The organism is Candidatus Saccharibacteria bacterium oral taxon 955 (assembly GCA_010202265.1).
Classification (GTDB): Bacteria; Patescibacteriota; Saccharimonadia; order Saccharimonadales; family Saccharimonadaceae; genus Saccharimonas.
On sequence record CP047918.1, the window covers coordinates 1 to 17,504 of the forward strand.

General features: G+C 46.6%; 11 protein-coding genes and 1 pseudogene. 3 read left to right on the forward strand and 9 right to left on the reverse strand.

From position 1 onward, the window contains the following. From dnaA to recF, 3 genes are all read left to right on the forward strand, one after another. Window positions 1-1,350, forward strand: a complete 1,350-nt coding sequence (gene dnaA, locus GWK75_00005) for a chromosomal replication initiator protein DnaA (protein ID QHU90868.1) — start codon at window positions 1-3, stop codon at window positions 1,348-1,350. Between the two features lie 267 nt (window positions 1,351-1,617). Next, window positions 1,618-2,718: a DNA polymerase III subunit beta gene (gene dnaN / locus GWK75_00010; GenBank protein QHU90869.1), complete on the forward strand. Its 1,101-nt coding sequence runs from the start codon at window positions 1,618-1,620 to the stop codon at window positions 2,716-2,718. A gap of 1 nt (window position 2,719) precedes the next feature. Continuing rightward, window positions 2,720-3,751, forward strand: a complete 1,032-nt coding sequence (gene recF, locus GWK75_00015; GenBank protein ID QHU90870.1) for a DNA replication and repair protein RecF — start codon at window positions 2,720-2,722, stop codon at window positions 3,749-3,751. Here the strand turns inward: recF and GWK75_00020 are convergent. The 9 genes and pseudogenes from GWK75_00020 to GWK75_00060 all read right to left on the reverse strand — a co-directional run bounded on the left by GWK75_00020 (window position 3,748) and on the right by GWK75_00060 (window position 17,473). Next, window positions 3,748-4,377 (reverse strand): hypothetical protein, encoded by a 630-nt coding sequence (locus GWK75_00020; GenBank protein ID QHU90871.1) that lies wholly within the window; start codon window positions 4,375-4,377, stop codon window positions 3,748-3,750. The genes recF and GWK75_00020 overlap by 4 nt on opposite strands. Continuing rightward, window positions 4,374-5,000 carry a PEGA domain-containing protein gene (locus tag GWK75_00025; GenBank protein ID QHU90872.1) on the reverse strand — a complete coding sequence of 209 codons (627 nt, stop codon included), beginning with the start codon at window positions 4,998-5,000 and terminating at the stop codon, window positions 4,374-4,376. Before GWK75_00025 ends, GWK75_00020 begins: the two co-directional genes overlap by 4 nt. A gap of 3 nt (window positions 5,001-5,003) precedes the next feature. Continuing rightward, window positions 5,004-7,511 (reverse strand): hypothetical protein, encoded by a 2,508-nt coding sequence (locus tag GWK75_00030; protein ID QHU90873.1) that lies wholly within the window; start codon window positions 7,509-7,511, stop codon window positions 5,004-5,006. Next, window positions 7,508-7,909 carry a hypothetical protein gene (locus GWK75_00035; GenBank protein ID QHU90874.1) on the reverse strand — a complete coding sequence of 134 codons (402 nt, stop codon included), beginning with the start codon at window positions 7,907-7,909 and terminating at the stop codon, window positions 7,508-7,510. The genes GWK75_00030 and GWK75_00035 overlap by 4 nt, the downstream gene beginning before the upstream one ends. After that, window positions 7,906-10,755: a peptidoglycan DD-metalloendopeptidase family protein gene (locus GWK75_00040; protein ID QHU90875.1), complete on the reverse strand. Its 2,850-nt coding sequence runs from the start codon at window positions 10,753-10,755 to the stop codon at window positions 7,906-7,908. The genes GWK75_00035 and GWK75_00040 overlap by 4 nt, the downstream gene beginning before the upstream one ends. A gap of 3 nt (window positions 10,756-10,758) precedes the next feature. Next, the gene (locus GWK75_00045) at window positions 10,759-12,615 is read right to left on the reverse strand and encodes a DUF87 domain-containing protein (GenBank protein ID QHU90876.1); all 1,857 of its coding nucleotides are present in this window, start codon (window positions 12,613-12,615) and stop codon (window positions 10,759-10,761) included. Window positions 12,616-12,683: 68 nt separating this feature from the next. Next, a pseudogene (locus GWK75_00050) lies at window positions 12,684-13,517 on the reverse strand (hypothetical protein). Window positions 13,518-13,554: 37 nt separating this feature from the next. Continuing rightward, window positions 13,555-14,535: a hypothetical protein gene (locus GWK75_00055; GenBank protein QHU90877.1), complete on the reverse strand. Its 981-nt coding sequence runs from the start codon at window positions 14,533-14,535 to the stop codon at window positions 13,555-13,557. 4 nt (window positions 14,536-14,539) lie between these two features. Continuing rightward, window positions 14,540-17,473, reverse strand: coding sequence for a hypothetical protein (locus tag GWK75_00060; protein ID QHU90878.1), 2,934 nt, complete (start codon window positions 17,471-17,473; stop codon window positions 14,540-14,542). Window positions 17,474-17,504: the final 31 nt, after the last annotated feature.

Genomic DNA, 17,504 nt, shown 5'->3' on the forward strand with positions numbered 1-17,504 from the left:
GTGCATAACGCATTGTGGCAGAGTGTTCTCGGTGAGATTGAGCTATCGGTCTCCCATGGAAACTTTGAGACATGGTTCAAGAACACTGAGCTCATAGACTACAGCGACTCGTCTGTCACGATTGGTGTTGCAAACATCTTTGCAAAAAGTCAGTTCGAGAAGAAATTTAACGATCAAATCAAAGACGTTTTGAAGCGTAATGGAGTGAACGCAGAAAATATTTGCTACGAGGTCAAATCAGCAAAAAAGCGCGTCATCAGTCGAGAAACTACAGGCGTAAACGAAATTCAAAATCGCGCCAGTGAACTCGTCTCTCGCTCGCAACCCGCTCCTGCTACAACCCTTAACCCACGCTACACATTCGATTCATTTATAGTCGGCTCATCAAACGACCTCGCCTACACAGCGTGTCAAGCGGTAGCTGCAAATCCAGGAGTAAAATATAACCCGCTATTCATATATGGTGGCGTTGGACTCGGTAAGACCCACCTTCTTCAGGCGGTAGGCAATGAAGTCATAAAGAACGACAGCTCAGCAAAAGTCGCCTACCTTAGCTCCGAAACTTTTGTCAAGGAATTTCTCGAGAGTATCCGCTTCAAGAAAACTGGTTTTTCTGATAAATATCGTAATGTTGACGTCCTAATTATCGACGACATGCAGTTTATCGCTGGCAAAGAGAAAACTCAGGAGGAGTTCTTTCACACATTCAATGCCCTGCACCAAGCCAACAAGCAGATTATTATCGGCTCGGATAAGCCACCGCGCAGTATCCCAACTCTTACGGAACGTCTTCGCAGTCGATTCGAATGGGGTATGGCGATTGATATCCAGATGCCCGACTTTGAAACGCGCTGTGCGATTGTCGAGACAAAAGCGGGACTATCCGGCGTCACACTTGAGCGTGACACCGTCGAATATCTAGCAAAAAACATCAAAACAAATGTCCGCGAGCTTGAGGGTGCCTTAAATCAACTTCTCGCCTACGCCGAAATGCGTGGTATCTCGCCAGACGCTTCAACTGCCGAAGGACTGTTAGGTAATATTCGCCAGTCTCGCCCGCAACATATCACGGCCAAGCAGGTTATCGAAAAAACTGCCCGTCATTTCCAGATAGATATAAAAGAAATATGTGGTAATCGACGCGATAAACATATTGTCGTGCCACGCCAGATTGCGATGTACTTACTAAGAAGCGAACTTCATCTCAGCTTCCCTCGTATTGCCCAGGAGCTAGGTCGCAAAGACCACACAACAGCAATCCATTCGATAGAAAAAATTGAACGATCGATCAAACTCGACTTTCTCATTCGCGAACAGGTCGCTGAAATCCGGGAGAAACTGTATGCCTAGTCCTTGTGGAAATTCTGTGTTCAACTTGCGTATATATGCCCGTAAAAGTTGTGTTCACTCATCCACAGCACACTCGTCGACATACATAAACTATGCTTTAGCAGCGGAAAAGTACCGACATTCACACAAGAAAGACACATCCATATCCGCGACAATATCCACACGAAAAATACCCAGATCCACATCTGTAAAAAGTCGATTTATCCCCACCATCCACAGTACCTATAACTACTCATCATAAATCTAAAAAGGAGAATAATAACTATTATGGAACTGTCTGTCACTCAAGATAATCTCGCTCGTGCACTTAGTGCCGTTGGTCGTGTTGCGAGCAACAGGGCGGGCCTACCGATTCTTGGCAATATCCTTTTACGCACAGAAGGCACTCGCCTATTAGTTGCAGCGACCAATCTAGAGATTGCGGCAACTTATTATATTGGCGCAAAAGTATCAAAGCAAGGGTCACTTACGCTCCCAGCTAAACTAGTAAGTGAGTTTATTTCAAGCCTCCCGAAAGGAACTGTGGATATATCTACAAAAGGAACATCTATGACACTTACGTCGGGCAATTTCTCATCGATTATGAGCGGTGTTGACTCTTCGGAGTTTCCAGAACTACCATCCATCGACGAAAAAGAGGCGGTTGCTTATACAATTTCGGTTACTGATTTTAAACAGGCGGTAAATCAAACGATTATTACAACAAGTAGCGATGTAACGCGACCTGTTCTGACGGGTGTTTATTGGCATTCAATCGACGGAGAATTGTACTTAGCGGGAACCGATGGGTATAGGCTGGCAGAGCGCCGTCTTGTTAAGACAAAAAGTGAGATCGCCGCAATTGTGCCTACGTCTAGCCTACAGGAAGTGCTACGTACGATTACAGATGGAGTTGATGAGATTGAGGTGTTGTTTGATGATACACAAGTTCGTTTTCGGGTTGGTAGTGCTGAGATTACGAGTCGCTTGATTGACGGCAATTACCCAGACTACCGTCAGCTGATTCCGAAAGAATCCGAAACCTCAATCCAGCTGAGGTCGGATGAATTTGCGCGTATTGTTAAGATTGCTGGGTTGTTTGCGCGTGAGTCTGGAGGTAGTATCACGCTCACGGCGGACGCCGATACTCAGCAGTTGAGCATTCACTCTATTGCTAGTGAATTAGGGGAAAACACCTCTAGCGCTGATGCAAAGATCACTACTAGCGGGCAGGTTACACTTAACTCACGCTATATTAGTGAAGCGCTTGGTGTCCTTGATGGTGAAGTAATTGAATTTAGGTTTAGCGGAAAACTCTCCCCCTGTGTCCTCACCTCTGTCGAGAAAAATCCAAACTATACGCACATTATTATGCCACTAAAGAGCTAGTATGAACATTAGGTCGCTTAGACTTCAGAACTTCCGTAATCACTCCGATGAGACGGTTTCGTTTGATAGCCCGATTACCGTGATTTACGGTAATAACGGTACTGGTAAAACAGCAATTTTAGAGGCGATCTATATCGCTCTGAGAGGCTCTTCTTTTCGAGGGACTGATAAAGATATTCTCAAAAATGGCAAACCATGGTATCGCATCGATATAGAGACAGATAGTTACGAGGTTACGTCAGTCTATGGTGTAAATGAGTATAAGCGAAAATATTTTTTAGTTGAAGACAGGAAGTCATTGAGACTTCCACGACAATTTCGTCGACCTGTCGTTTTATTTACTCCTGATGATCTTCGCTTAGTGGACGGTTCACCGTCTCGCAGGAGAAAATATCTAGATACCTTCCTTTCTCAGTATGACCCGACTTACGCACGACAGCTGAGGCGATATGAGCGTGCCCTTGCTCAGCGCAACAAGCTGCTAAAATACACAGAAACAACAAACGAAACGCTATTTTCTTGGAACGTTATTTTAAGTGACGCAGGGACATATATCATCAATGCTCGTTGTGATTATATCAACAAATTAAATCAGTCTATTCAAGCTTATTATCGGGACATATCGGGTAATAATGATCATGTGCGACTTGAGTACACTGGATATAGAGCCTCTAGTCAACAGTTGCTTCACGCCTATGAACATAGCCTTGCTCGTGACCAATGTGCGCAACATACCTCTGTCGGTCCACATCGACACGACTTAGAGATACGTTTAAACGATCGACCTGCCGAAGAGGTCGCATCGCGTGGAGAGGTTCGCACACTGATCCTTGCCCTCAAGTACCGAGAGGTTGATATCGTGCGAGCTAATGATGAGGTTGATCCAGTGATTCTCCTTGATGATGTATTTGGTGAGCTTGATGAGGTTCGTCAAAATAATCTGCTCAAGGAACTAGACGGTCTTCAGATAATTATTACATCTACTCATACTATCGGGCGAGAAGGTATCGCCCATATCTATCTCGCGGATTAGCGGATGGCGATATTATTAACACTTGTTAGTATATCGATCGGTATGTTTGGTGTATTGTACTTTGTGAGAACTATTTCTGGAGTACTGACTATCTCCCACGATCCTGATTTTTTTTGAGCAAGCACGCGGTAGTATCCACCTGGACTCGATGGGTCCATATTTACAGGGGTGAGTAGCACGCCAGCCCATTCTCCTTTGCTAAATAACTTCGTATTATTCGCCTGAAAACGTTGCATCTGGCTTGGGTATTTAGCAGTGAGAGCTTGAGAAAGGGCAGATAACTCATTTTTTGCAATTGAATCTAGATACGACTCAGAATAGCTTGGGTCAACCGTAATAGACTCTGTATTTTTAACACTAAAATTAACAGGCTTTTTTGAGATTTTATCTCCCGATGGGGTATATTCATACGAGCCAACACGTAGTTTAACGGTAGGTTTATCTTTGGTGACGGTTGCGATTACTGGCTTTTCTTCGGCGTTCTCATCTTTGATGTAGATCTCAACTTTTGATATGTTGTCCGACAGATTAAAGGTCACGTCTTTGTACTGAAGAAATTCGTATAAACCCCATATGACGGCAGAAGTTATAACAAGGATAACGGCTGGGATGAGCAGTTTTCTCATTTGAATGGATTCTCCTCATTTTTGAAGTGAATTTTATACTCAGCTGGGTTGTATCCCCAGGCTGATATCTGTGTAATAGCGGCGTCACGGTAAGTTGGTGGAGCGTCAATCTCTATAATGATGGCTTTCTCTGTTGGGTCTTCTGGATCGGCACGATAACCGATCGTAAACAGGAGGTTTGAGTATGGAAGTAGTCGAATAATAGGATTGGCATCTGATTGCTCCTCGCCTCTCTCTACAGCAGCCTTACCGGCCTGGCTTTCGGCCGCAGAAAAGTCTCGGCGTCGGTTCTTGTAGATCGTCTGGCCAGCGTCGCTGACTGGTGATAGAACACCAGTAATTGTTTGCCCAGCTGCGTCTTTTCGCACTGTTATCTTGCCGGCCACTGTTTTAAACTCTGGGCGTGAGATTACGTATGAGTGCGAGCCTGGTTCAAGGTATACGGTATCTCCCCCGTGGTTTTTACCATCAATCTTAACTGTTGCGTCAGCCGGTGCTTTAATAATCCTGATCGCTACCTTGCCGTCGGCTTGGTGTATTTGGATAATTGACCAGACGATAATTCCGATAAAAGCAAGTGCTACTATGGCGATGGCTATCTTTGTTTTATGTACGTTATCCATACCCTACTTCTTTCTGTACCATGTTGTATCTGATTTGGTCAAACTCTCTCGTCCGGCGACTGGTGCACGCTCGCAAAGTGAGGCGGAGGCGATCTTTGACGAGAATCCTGGAATATCTCCAACGTAGATGAATGTATGACCAGGAAGCATCGCTACATCGCCAGGTTTTAACGTGCCAGTGTCTATCTCACTACCCTTCCCTAGTCTCTGCCAGTTTTCTCTCAACCACTTCTCTTGGGTGTCTGTCGGTCCGCCTTTTGCGTCGTAGTTGTAGTGAGGTTCCCAGCCACTATTGACGACTAGTCGAGTAACAAACCCTCCACAGTCGACGCCGTCGCTTAGAGTTCTTTTTCCACACGTGCTTATCGTGCCACCAACATATTGACCGAGTTTCTGTGCTTCGGCAACGGCTGCTTCGTATTCCGGCTTAGCCTTGGTCGCGTCACCACCTTTACCTTTGTAGGTCGGCCAGGCATAAGCTAATGTGGTAGCGGAAAGATCTCCACCGGCAAAGGATGATGAATCTTCAGGGCAACCCCCCGATGTAGCGCCTGCGCCCGCAGGGTTAGCGGCAACAACGCCATCAACAATTCCCTTAGTGTATCTTGCGATTTCTCCCTCGTCCATCTTGCCGTCAGAGCCGTGAGCGAACTCGTTATACGACCACGGTATAGTTTCAGCAAATAGCGAAACGAGCGGAATATCTCCTTTTGAAGCTACGCTTTCACGGTTAAATATGCTCTTTTGCTGTGATCCATTCTCGTCCAATCCAACTTCTCGACCCTCGGCGGCGGCACGAGCTTTTGCGATTGCGGCATTGTACTGCTGACTTTTGGCGGCGGTTGTCTTGTTTGAGAAAGCCACTCTTTTATCCTGATACTGACGATATGCACCCTCGCGTTGTGCCCAAGCTTGGTTGACGGACTCGTTTGAGTGGAGACTGATGCCAATTGCGGCTTTTGCGGCAATGGCCGCTTCTGCACGTTCGCGGGCGGTTAGCTTTTGGGTGTCTGTAGTTCGGGATAGGACTACTGTAAATCCATTTTTTTCAAGCTCAGTTTTGACGCGATTTGCGACTTTTAGCATATTCTCGGTCTCGGGTGTGCTATAGGTTTCGGCCGCAACAAGCCCAGATTTTTCGTCAGTGTATCTCGATATAGCACCACCATGACCAGGGTCCAAGAAAATAACACCCTTATTTACCGCGGTAGTTGTTGTCGTGCTTGTTGTTGCAGCGCCACTAACTGGTGTTGTTGGCGTACTATCTGTGACTGGACGAACATGGACGACACCGTTACCACCCTTGAAATCGAGTAATTTTGCCGCCTCCCACCAGAGGTCGATATCGATAGTTTTTCCGCCAGCCTTATTGCCAGGCTGTCCTTGTCCAACATCTCGTTTTTCGGCGATGATACTTTTTCCGTTGTACGATATCTCAAGTTTTGTAAAGTTTGGAAGCTTCCCTAGGGAGTTAAATGTTAACCTTCCCGTCGATAGCTCAGCGTATCCAGCGCTACCAGCTATACCCTTAGGGGTGTTTCCTTCGCCATTGTCGTCAGATGAGAAGCCTGGTTCGACACCTTGTTTATTATTGGTGCTGACCCATCGATTCAGTCTCGCGGACCATTCACCACCAAATGTTGAAGCACCAATAGATTTACCTTCGGCTGGGATATTGCCGACACTTTTACCTAGGTATGTAACTCCCGCATGTGACGGCGGACCTGTTGAAGCAGGTGGGCCAGTATTGTTGCCCTGTGAGTCAATCGAAGTTTGCGGAAGGTTTTTCATATCCTCAAATATCTTTTCTCCGTTGGCTGCGCGCTTGTCTTGGTGGGCCGCGCTTTGGTCTTTTGGTCTCTCAAAACTAAGAAGCCAGATATTTGAGGCATCTTTGATGGTTTTTGATGACTTAATCGCCTCCCATTCGGTGATACCGCTCGGAGCTCCAATTCCTGGCCTAACTTTTCTAGTCGTGCTTTCTTGATAGAGAAAGTCAAGTTGAAATGTGAGAAACTTATCATTGACATCGACATCTATACCGTCTGGTACGTATCCTTTTGAGGCAGAGGCCGCTTTTCCGTACTCTTCTTTATAGTATTTTTGCATTAAATCAGGCATCGCAGCATTCATTTTATTGACAATCTCAGTACGGCGAGTGTCTGTCCATTGAACAATACCGTACCCGCCAGCTTCCCACGGTTTGCCTGTTTCATGACGAAACGGGCTAAATTCGCTTTCTTCTTGAATATTTCCCAGGATGCCAGCTGCCTGCTCGCCTGTCAGGCCCTTGCCGGTGAGGTAATTCCACATCTTCGCGACGTTACTGTTGCCACTAACCGCTGATCCGGCTGTCGAAGTGACACATGGATCTTTCGCGTCTGGGTCGTAGTATAGTATGTCGTTACCCGCGTAAAATCGTTGATCAAGCGCGCGAACAGGCACCGTTTGAGTGAACGCTATTAGGATAGTTATTGAGAAGTATGCACAAAGCTTTAAGATCTGTTTCATGGTTGGTTCGCTTTCTCTAAAAGGGCATCTGGTGCATCACTAGGAAAGGAGTCGGCCGAAAATCCATCGCCTGAATAGGCAATTAACTGAAGTATTCGGTCTTTGATATTAAACACACAGACCATTAGACGAGACTCGCTCTCCGCTGGTTCGTTGTCAAATTGAACTTTAGTAATGAGCCACGTGTCAAGATAAGGTTCTTTTTTCTGTATAGACACATTTTCGGTGTTGATCGTCGATCCGTCTTTTGATAGTCGATTCTTGATTGATGTTGCAATCTCGGTGTCGCTATAGTCATTGATGCTCCTATGTCGCCACGGGCCGATTGTTTGCATTAGGATTACTCCAGCTATAACGATAGCTATAAATATTCCGAGACTGATAATCAAACGTTTCATAGCGGTATATATCCTTTTGGATCTTTGGAGGTGTCTTTTGACCCAGAGTCAGCGTAGGCGCTTACACGACTAGCTGTTTCTATACTAAAGTGCAGGTGGTGTCCAGTCCCGCAAAACTTCCCTACAGCACCGATTCTTTGACCGCGCTTTACGGTGTCGCCCTCTTTGACAGTTGGGTCCATGTGTTGATAGGCGTGCCATATGCCAGGTATCCCTTCGGCTGTGATTGCGGTCGCCCAGCCACACGACCCCATGTTGCGAACCATAGTAACCTTACCGTCATGAGCAGCGGTAACTGGCGTGCCGACTGGTGCAGGAAAATCGATACCCTTATGGAGGCCTTTTGAGCCTTGCTGGTGCCACATCAGCGACGTCTTGCGACCATTCTCAATTGGTAGCGACCAACCGTCTCTGCTTGGTTGGCTACTCTCGCCGCCAGACGCACCACCTTCACTACCGTCACCAGATGAGGACGAATCTGTTGATGCGGCGGCTGACGATGGCAGATCATTTTCGCCAATATCATTGGCGCGTTGATCTACGTAGTGAACATACATGTCGGCCTTAAACTGGCTGTCTATAAAGCAGTCGCTACTCTTGTCAACCTCGTCAGCTTGTGAGGCGCCAAATGGGTCGTCACGCTCAATACAGTTTTTGACAAAATCCTTATATTCCTGGCTTGACGGGTTTCCGCTATTTTCATCAATTGCATTATGTTCTTTGGTGAGGCGGTCGATGACGGCTTCTGGCTCTGCGCTCAGATATTGAGGTGGAATGCCGACCACAGGGTTACAGAAAGGATCGGTTGCAATGCCTAGCTCCTTGTAGTAGGGGTCGCTGCACTCACTGTATGATTCTTTGGTTGCGGCATGAATTGGCGGAGAGACAAAGTTTTTTGCTGTTTTTGACACGATTGATGAAAAGCTTGAAAGTATGTTCATTGGTGTTGATCCTGAGTATACGTAAGGCAGGAATTGAGTATAAATGCTTCCCAGGAAGGTGTTTGGACTCGATATATCAAATGGGCTGAGGCGTTGGCGGTCATACTCGGCATAACTAAGGACGGCCTCTCGTTGAACTTGCATATATGCTCTTGCTTCATCTTTTTTCAAGATACTGTTACCGCCGAACCCGGCAACTTTTGATAGCATACCACCTGTTCCAGATGTGATGAGATTGCCGGATCTTTCACCGTATGTTTTGTCGTCGACAAGTCTGCCGGCTAGTAGATCGCCGATCATTGCCGGCAGGATTGCACTGGCGACTGCAATCAGTGGAGCCATCGCTAATTGGAATGTTAATTTTGCTTCTCCTACCCCAAAGAAGAATGATACGGCACCGGCGACAAGTGATCCAACTTGAACTATAGGATTTGCGAGTAGATGGCATGTCTCGTCGGCGGCGCGTCGGCTGCCGAGCTGTGACAAGATATAGTCGATAGTCCCTTGAATCTTACCGCCAAAGTTTGCTCCTGCGACAGCGGTTGAAGCTTTGGCATCGATACCAGAATCTCCATATGCAGCGTATCGGAAACCGAAAGAGTCTGTAGCGGATTTACTTCTAACGCCGTCGCCGTTTACGACGACTTTTGTGAGTATTTCACCTAGATATCGTACGTCATCGGGTTTGGCGGTACCCGCCTTGATCATACTGGCTGTAGTTAGGAATGTCATCGCGTAGCGTATCATTTGGGCGTGTCGTAGTGTTTTGGCGACATAGCTAATCGTCTTTACCCAACCGTATACCATACATGCATTATCAATAGGTCCAGTAATTTTTACGGCACTAAGGGCCGTTTTTGCAGCCGTTCCCGAAGCACTTTTAGCGGCACCTTTTGCGATAGCCTCGGCATTGTCCTCGATAACATTGTCAGCGAGATTAGAGCCTGATTTTGCACTTCCCTCAGTTAGGTCTTGGGCTTCTTTTGCGCGTCCGTTTGCCTCGGATTGCCGTTTCTTTTCTTCATCACTACAGTTACCCTCGTCACAAACTTTGGCGGCTGTAGTGTCAACTTTACCGCTCTTGGTGTTCTCTTCTATCGTTAGCTTGCGTTTTTTATCATCGACTCCATCTTCAAACGGTGCTTTTTTGCTAACTCCAAATTTCTTGGCCACCTTGTGAAACACCTTGTCGGACATGCTTGAAAACTTCATGCTGTATGCCTGCTTCATCGCAGCATTAAACTTGGAGTTCTTTTTCATCTCCGAAGAGAAATTTTCAGCGGTGATCGCTTCTCCTCCTGGTAATTTCAAGCTGTTAATCTTATTTCGCCCAGTTATCTTTGTTTTGCTATCTACGTCTACCTCAAAACCGGCCTTTTTGAGGTTTTTGAGCTCTTTGTCCGAGAAGGTCGCGTACTTACAGCGAATATTGACGACGCTACAGACGCCAGTTGTTGTGTTCTTTAGCTTGGCTTTAACAATTTTTTGATGACGAGACTCTATGCTACCTAATTGATAGTTAAATTTTTCGGTTAGTACCTCTACGAAATTAACTACCAGCATACCTGGACCACCAAAGAAACTAACGACACCAGCGACACTGAGCATAACCGTTATGATAAGTCCAATAGGACCTGCTTTTTTGAGGTTTTTTGCCGAAAATCTATTTTTAGTTTTTTTGCCACCGGTAAAATTATTGATATATCCACTATTGGCGGATTCTTCTTTGTTTCGAATAGAGTTTGATATGTCCTCAGGTTGTTTTTCTGATCGGTCTTGTTGGTGGTTGGCGTCGTCGTACGAGTCGCTGCTCTGGTTTTCAGCTGAACGTAGATCGTCTGCGTTTTTAAAACGGTCCTCGTATGCGCCCTGAATATCGCGAGGGTCATCGACGCGCACCGCCATAACCTATCGTCCGCCTCCGTAGCTATTTGCTTGTTGAGCTTGTTGTTGTAGCGCTGTCTGTGGATTAGTTGTGATTAGACCTTGCTCTGTCTCGCTAGCTACAATCTGGATGTGAACATGATTTTGGCCGGCAAAGAATAGACCCTGCCCTACTGGGAAGTTTGAAAGTCGCTTTCTTTCCTCCTCAGTAAGTTTGAATACGTCAGCTAACACATCGACCGCGCTAGTTGACTGCTTGAGAAGTAGTTGCATAGATGAGTTAGCGACAATCGCCCGACCCATCTTGCTGCCCATAAAGTCTTCAACGTCCTGGGTGATGGTAGTTAGGCCGAGGTAGTATTTACGAGCGCGCTTTGCGAGGCTAAATAAGAAGTTTGCTGAGTCGTCATACTTCATCAATTGCCAGGCCTCGTCAACGATTAACATTCGCTTTTTTTGGATTGTACGAGTGATATTCCAGATGTGCGATAGCACAATATACATAGCGACTGGCCTGAGTTCATCCTCGAGGTCGCGAATGTTAAACACAACCATGGTGTTGTCGATGTCAATGTTGCTTTGCTGAGAGAATATACCAGCAAATGTTCCAGTTGTGTACTTACGAAGCCGTTGTGCAAGCTGAGGTCCTGTGCCACCCATATGGAGGAGGGTGTCATATAGATCGCCCATGGTTGGTGGAATTGAGTTATGCGTCAGCGGGTCGCTGGTGATTCCGGCACGAGCGTAGGTGTCGATAAGTCCTTGATCTAGGTCGGCTTCTTCGGCTGGTGAAAGTCCAACCGAAAGCTGTCCTCCGGCGGTAGTACCTCCAAGCATTAGACGTAGTAGACCATGGAGAGTTACGAGGTTGGCACGCAGTGCATCGTCTGCCTCGTCGCTATCGATAACGCGCGGTAGGTCAAATGGATTAATTCGCGTGTCGCTACTGAGACTGAGGCGGATATAACTGCCACCAACCGCGTCAGATAATTTCTGATACTCATTTTCTGGGTCAATAATCAGAATATCAGAACCGGTCATCATACTACGGAGTGCCTCGAGCTTGACTGTGAAAGACTTACCAGCACCTGATTTTGCAAAGACAACCATATTGGCGTTTTCTAGTGAGAAGCGGTCAAAAATAACCAGACCGTTGTTGTGCATGTTGATGCCGTACAAAACTCCTTTTTCCTGAGTCAGATCAGCACTGGTAAACGGAAAGCTAGTAGAAATTGCGCCAGTATTCATATTTCGGCGGATCTGGAGCTGGTCTGACATTTGAGGAATTGTACTGTTCAAGCCCTGCTCTTGCTGGCTTGAGGCGGTTTTTGAGTATACTAGTTGTTGACCAAATAAGGTCTCTATACTGTGTTGTACAAAGCTTAGTTCCTCGAGACTATCTGCATAAATAGTCACATATAGCCCGTAGCGGAAGAATCGTTCTGCACCGACCTGAAGCTGATCGCGCAGTTCCTCGGCATCAGCGAGAGCAGCTTCCTTGCCTGGGTCACGAGTTTTACCCTTTTCGGCGTTGATAGCCATGTCAGCCTCAAGTTGAGTTACTTTTTTGCGCAGGTTATTGAGGACAACTTCAGTCTCCACCGGATAGACAAACATACTAATATCGATCACCTGGTCGATGTTAATTAGTCCAGAAAGCCATCCAGTATAAAGCTCGCGTGGGTAGCCGTATATGTAGAGGGTTCGGCCGTATTTTGTACCGATACGGAAGTGGCTAGAGTGAATCTCGAGGCTACTTGGTGCGATGAGGTCACGCAGGGTTGTCATGCCCTTTAAAAAGGCTTGCTCAACCTCTGCTTGCTCGCGCGCCCGTTGCTGGGCGGCGATATCAATTGGATCGAGTTTCTTTTTCTTTGCCACTAGATTACTCCTCCCATTGATGGCGGTAGCGGTGTTTGCGGTGCAGATCCGGATTCAGGTGAGGGTGCTTTGCGAATATAGGTTGAAGTGACGCGCTCGAAGTCGCCAAGTGGCTCACGAACAGCAGTGTCAGGGTTGTAGATGTTGTAATACAGCTCTCCTAACTGTTTAGTGTTGAGTTGAACGGCTTGTACGCCCACCTGAAGTAGGCCGTTAATTACCGCATCAACACGATTTTTGATTTCGTCTTTTGCTTTTTCGTAAGTCACTTTATCTATTCTAGTTACAGTGTTGGCTTTTTTGCCACCACCGAACATACTGCTCAAAAAACCCTTTCCTTGTTCGACAACATTACTCATATCACCGCTTGGGAAAAACGGCACAACTACAAAAAAACTTTTGTCCATAATATTTGCTTCTTGGGCCAGAGCGTCGATAAAGTCGATATAATCATCCATCAGAACATTAAGTAGCATATTGTCCTGGCCTCGGCGAACCTCTTCGAGGCGATCAAGGTATGGGCCGATATCAACCCGTTGTGAACGTATAAATATCTGGATTGGAAAATACAGAGCATTTAGGAAGTTTTGGTAGCTAAACTCTACACCCTCTCGTTCTCGTGAGCTCATTAGGTCGAAGTTGATCGATTTACAGGCAATCACTGCACGAAAACTGCCATCGGCCATAATAACCATACTGTCACGAAGTTCCGACAAAAGTAGGCTATTTTGGGTAGAGTTTACCTTCTTTTGCTGAGTTTGTTGTTGCTGGGTTTGCTCTGGAGTAGTGCCGGGTTGTGTAGGTGGCGTGAATTGTTGCTCTGGACCACTGCCAATAACGCCAGATGTTGGTTGCATCGGCTGAGGTTGTAATACTGGACCTGTTTGAGTATTTGGTGGCACTCACCCCTCCCTAATATTGTCACTAACCCGATATTATCTAGTGAAGCGAGATAAAGACTTCGCCCTCGTCCTCCTTCTCTTGAATACGATTAGCCTCTCGCTGAATCGTTTCGATTGATAAATCAGGGTTGTTTGCAAGGTTAATTATATCAGGTGAAACCGCTTTCTTGCTAGTGCTTGACGAAGGATTATCGCTAGTCAGAGAGTCGGTTTGTTGAGTTTGGTGTGGTTGAGTGTTGTTCGGTGGTATATTTGGATCAACTGGCGACTGACCACTCGGCGTAAGTGGCTGGATAACAGATTGGCGTATCGTTGGATATGGATTAAATTGTGGAGAGACGTTTGATTGGTGTGTAGGATGCCCTGAGGTGTGCTGTGTAGGCGGCATATGTGTATCAGCTAGGTTTTCTGGCGGAGTAGTAAACGCTTGGTGCATACGGGCAACAACCTCTTGTCGGTGGCGTTCATCAGATTGATCAAGCATCATGTCAAGTGATCGAGACACGTTGCCATCTGTGTCGAGTATATCTTCGGCACGCTGAGCGTCATTATAGACATCAGATACAAGAGGACTTTCGTTAAACGGTTTGGCGGCGTGACGAATCGCCCATCCTTCGGTGTCAGCAATATTTGCTAAGTAGGATAGTCGCTTCTCTGCCTCCACCTGAGTGATGTCTTTTGCGCGCTGTACCTCGATAACTTTTGGTGCCGTAATTTCTACGAGAGACTCAATACCGTCTGGTATCCACAGTCGTTTACGAGGCTTTAGGTAGTAGGACACGATGGCGGCAAGATACACCTCCATAGGTTGATCTTTGCGTAGAGGAAGCGCTAGAGCGCCAAACAAGATGGTTATCGGTAGCGGGATAATCGCAAGCGCGATAAACAACTGAGAGAGTCCCCAGGCAAGACCAAGCGAGATGGCGACGATGATCAAATAGACAAACTGACGGAAGCTAAACGGACCGAGAAGTTTGTCATCGGCCTCAACGTCTTGAGCAACTTTGTAGACTGCCATCTAGTTATTTACCTCGCGGTACATAAAGTCCACTATCAGCCTTTTCAAATGCTATACCCTCGTGATCAACTCTCTTTGGAGAACCTAATGGCGTATTAGTGGTTGACTGTGATGACCGAGAAGAGGCTGGTCGCGTAGAAGTTTGAGCTGGTGGCGCAGACTGAGGTTGTGGAGCGGTGACTTGAGTTGGTGGTGTTTGTGTTTGCTGTGGGTGAGATTGAGGTATCGACTGAATAGGTGGCGCAGACTGAGGCTGCGGAGTAGGTTGGTTTTGTGGGGTATTGGCGGTAGGGGTGTTTCCAGCAACTGAGTTGATGTGTTGTCGAACTGCAGTAGGTATCTTCTGCCCCTGATCAGTTGATGCGTAGCTTGAAAGTGAACTTGCAAACCTCTGTTGAGCGTCTGCACTAGCGCTCTTTGAGCGATTAGCCATATACTCGGCAGTGTATGAATCGCGGGTAAAGGTTTCTGGAGCCGCTTCACCTTTTTCGATACGGTCAACAGCACCAGCGTTCAATTGATTGTTGATATGCTGACTATTGGCCTGCTGGCCTTCTGGTACAGTCGTAAATCGCCCCTCTTCAATATCACCAAGAGTTTTACTTCCGTATACACCAGTATCTCCTTTGGCACGTGCACCGTTGACTGCTGAGCGGCGTTGTCTATCGGTCATAGTGGCTGCTGAAGCAAGAACATCTCGACGTTCGTTGAAGTTTCCGTTTGATATGATGAATCGAACCGCCGCATCACGTTCTGCCTCTGAGGCGTCTATTTCGCCAGAGGCGATACGTTGTTTGTCGGCATACGATCTACTGAGAAGCATTTGATCTGCTGCTTTGACGTCGTTTTCGTACTCTTCGTTCTCGAGGGTGTTGGCGCGTAGTCGAACTTTCTGTTCGTATTCTTTTCCGCCAATACGTCGTCCGATAGCGCCAATCATACCGCCTCCTCTGCCACGAGCATACTTAATTGCGCGTTTTTGTTCACGGTATTTGCTAATATCTTGCATCGCTGTACCAAGACGTGATTTATTTTTAGCCGCACTACCGATTTGTTTACCGGCTGCGTTGGTCAGTCCTTGCAGCTTGGCGCCGATAGATCCGGCGGCCGCAAGAGCACCCTTTAGAAGGTTTGGAACAACAAAGAATGGTATGGTGGCGACACCCATGGCGGTTACCTGGAGCAGAATGTCGCCAGAAGAGGCTTTCGCAAGTATGTTGCCAGCTAGCTTACTAGCACCGAATACGAGGCCGATGATAGGAAATAGCATGAGAAGCGTAGAAAACATATCCCACCACTTCTTAAACCACTTTTCTGTATTTGGTAGGAGGTATGCAACAAAGGCGATTGGTGACAAGATTACTAGGAGGATAATGATAGCCTTTCGTCCCATCAGTATCAACACAATCATCAAGACAGCGAACAGCGATGCGAGAACAACCGGTATAGAGATAGAAAGCGCAACTAAGACGGCCGTGACGAGTGCGGTGGCGAATATAGCTGTCCAGGTTAGTCCCTGTCCGATTGTTGACCACTGCCCGCTTCCAGCTGCAGTACCCGCTGTAGCATTGTTTATGGTATCAAACAGAGCCTTGACGTTGTAGCCAATGATTTGACTGATATCAACTGCTAGCTGACACAGGAAGAAAGACACGTTAACGAGGATAGCTCCAACAATTAATCGTGGTAGCATTTTCTTTATGCCATAGTTTGTAATCCCAGCTGACGTAATTTGCGAGTAAATGATGATGATAAACACGATAACAAATACGACGTTGGCAATATTTCTGAATGCCTTCCAGGCGGTGTAGGTGTCGCCACTCGTTGAGATGAGGTCGGTGTCGAGTGTTAGGAATGCATCACTAATGATGTTATATGCATTGTCGGTGATTCCTCCTAGGAAAGTTAGAACTGGACAGACAATCCATCCAATACCCTCTACGGCGCAGGTAGTCTTACCCTCACTACTCCCTTCACCGTCAGTTTGTACGCCTTTTCCATTACCTACTTTTTTACCACCCTCATATCTTCCGTTAGCAGAGATTCCTTCTGCGTAATCATATGGAACGCCGCCCTTGAGAAGTGCGCCATGGAGATCGGCGCCACTAAAGCCGAAATTGCTTGACACGTCGTTCTTACTGGTTATTCCCCGATCGTAGTAGCTTCCCGGTAGTCCAAAACGTGTCATAGCTGCGTCTTTATCGGGGCCGTTGCCTACGGGGTTGCAAGCGAAATCGCCTTTAGCAACACCAGTAATCTTGCTCATCAAAGAGGCGTATTGGTCAGAGCCATTTTCGGCTTTATCAACCTTGTGCATCGGTATATACGCCCACCTATCTCCGGAGTTTCTAATGATCGATGGGCAATCAATTGGTTGCTTGCCATCCTCGACGTACGTGTCGTTTGCGTTGAATTGACCCTTCATCGTGAAGGTTGTTGAGTTATTGTGGAGAACGCTATTAATCTTGCCGTCTTTTGAGAAGTAAAATACTGTGTAGTACCGCTGATCCTCACCGTTATTTTTCGGGTCATCATTTCTCTTGGTTGTAACATCAGCTGAGTTACAGCCACTCTGAGATTCGAGAGCGCGTTGCCATTTAATTGTCCACGAGGATGTAGAGTCGCTACCCCCCTCAGAACTGACAGTTTCGTGGTTATAGGTTAGTTTTGCAGGACAATCGAGTCCGACGGCGGTATAGCTATTGTTCTCCTCTCTGGTAGGGTCGTCAGAGTAGAAAAACGCTTCTCCAACCTTAATGACGGTTCGATTGATGCGCACAAACGGTAGATTTTTATCTTCGAAATTGACACGAGCTGGTGTCAGTGTATCGGCTAGAGCGGTGGGTATAATTGGCGATATACTACTCGCTACCAGCGAGGCTATGGCTATTCCCAAAATATATAAATATCGACTTCTTTTCCACCGTTGCATAAGCATGATAATATCATTATACATTGCTCGTGATTAA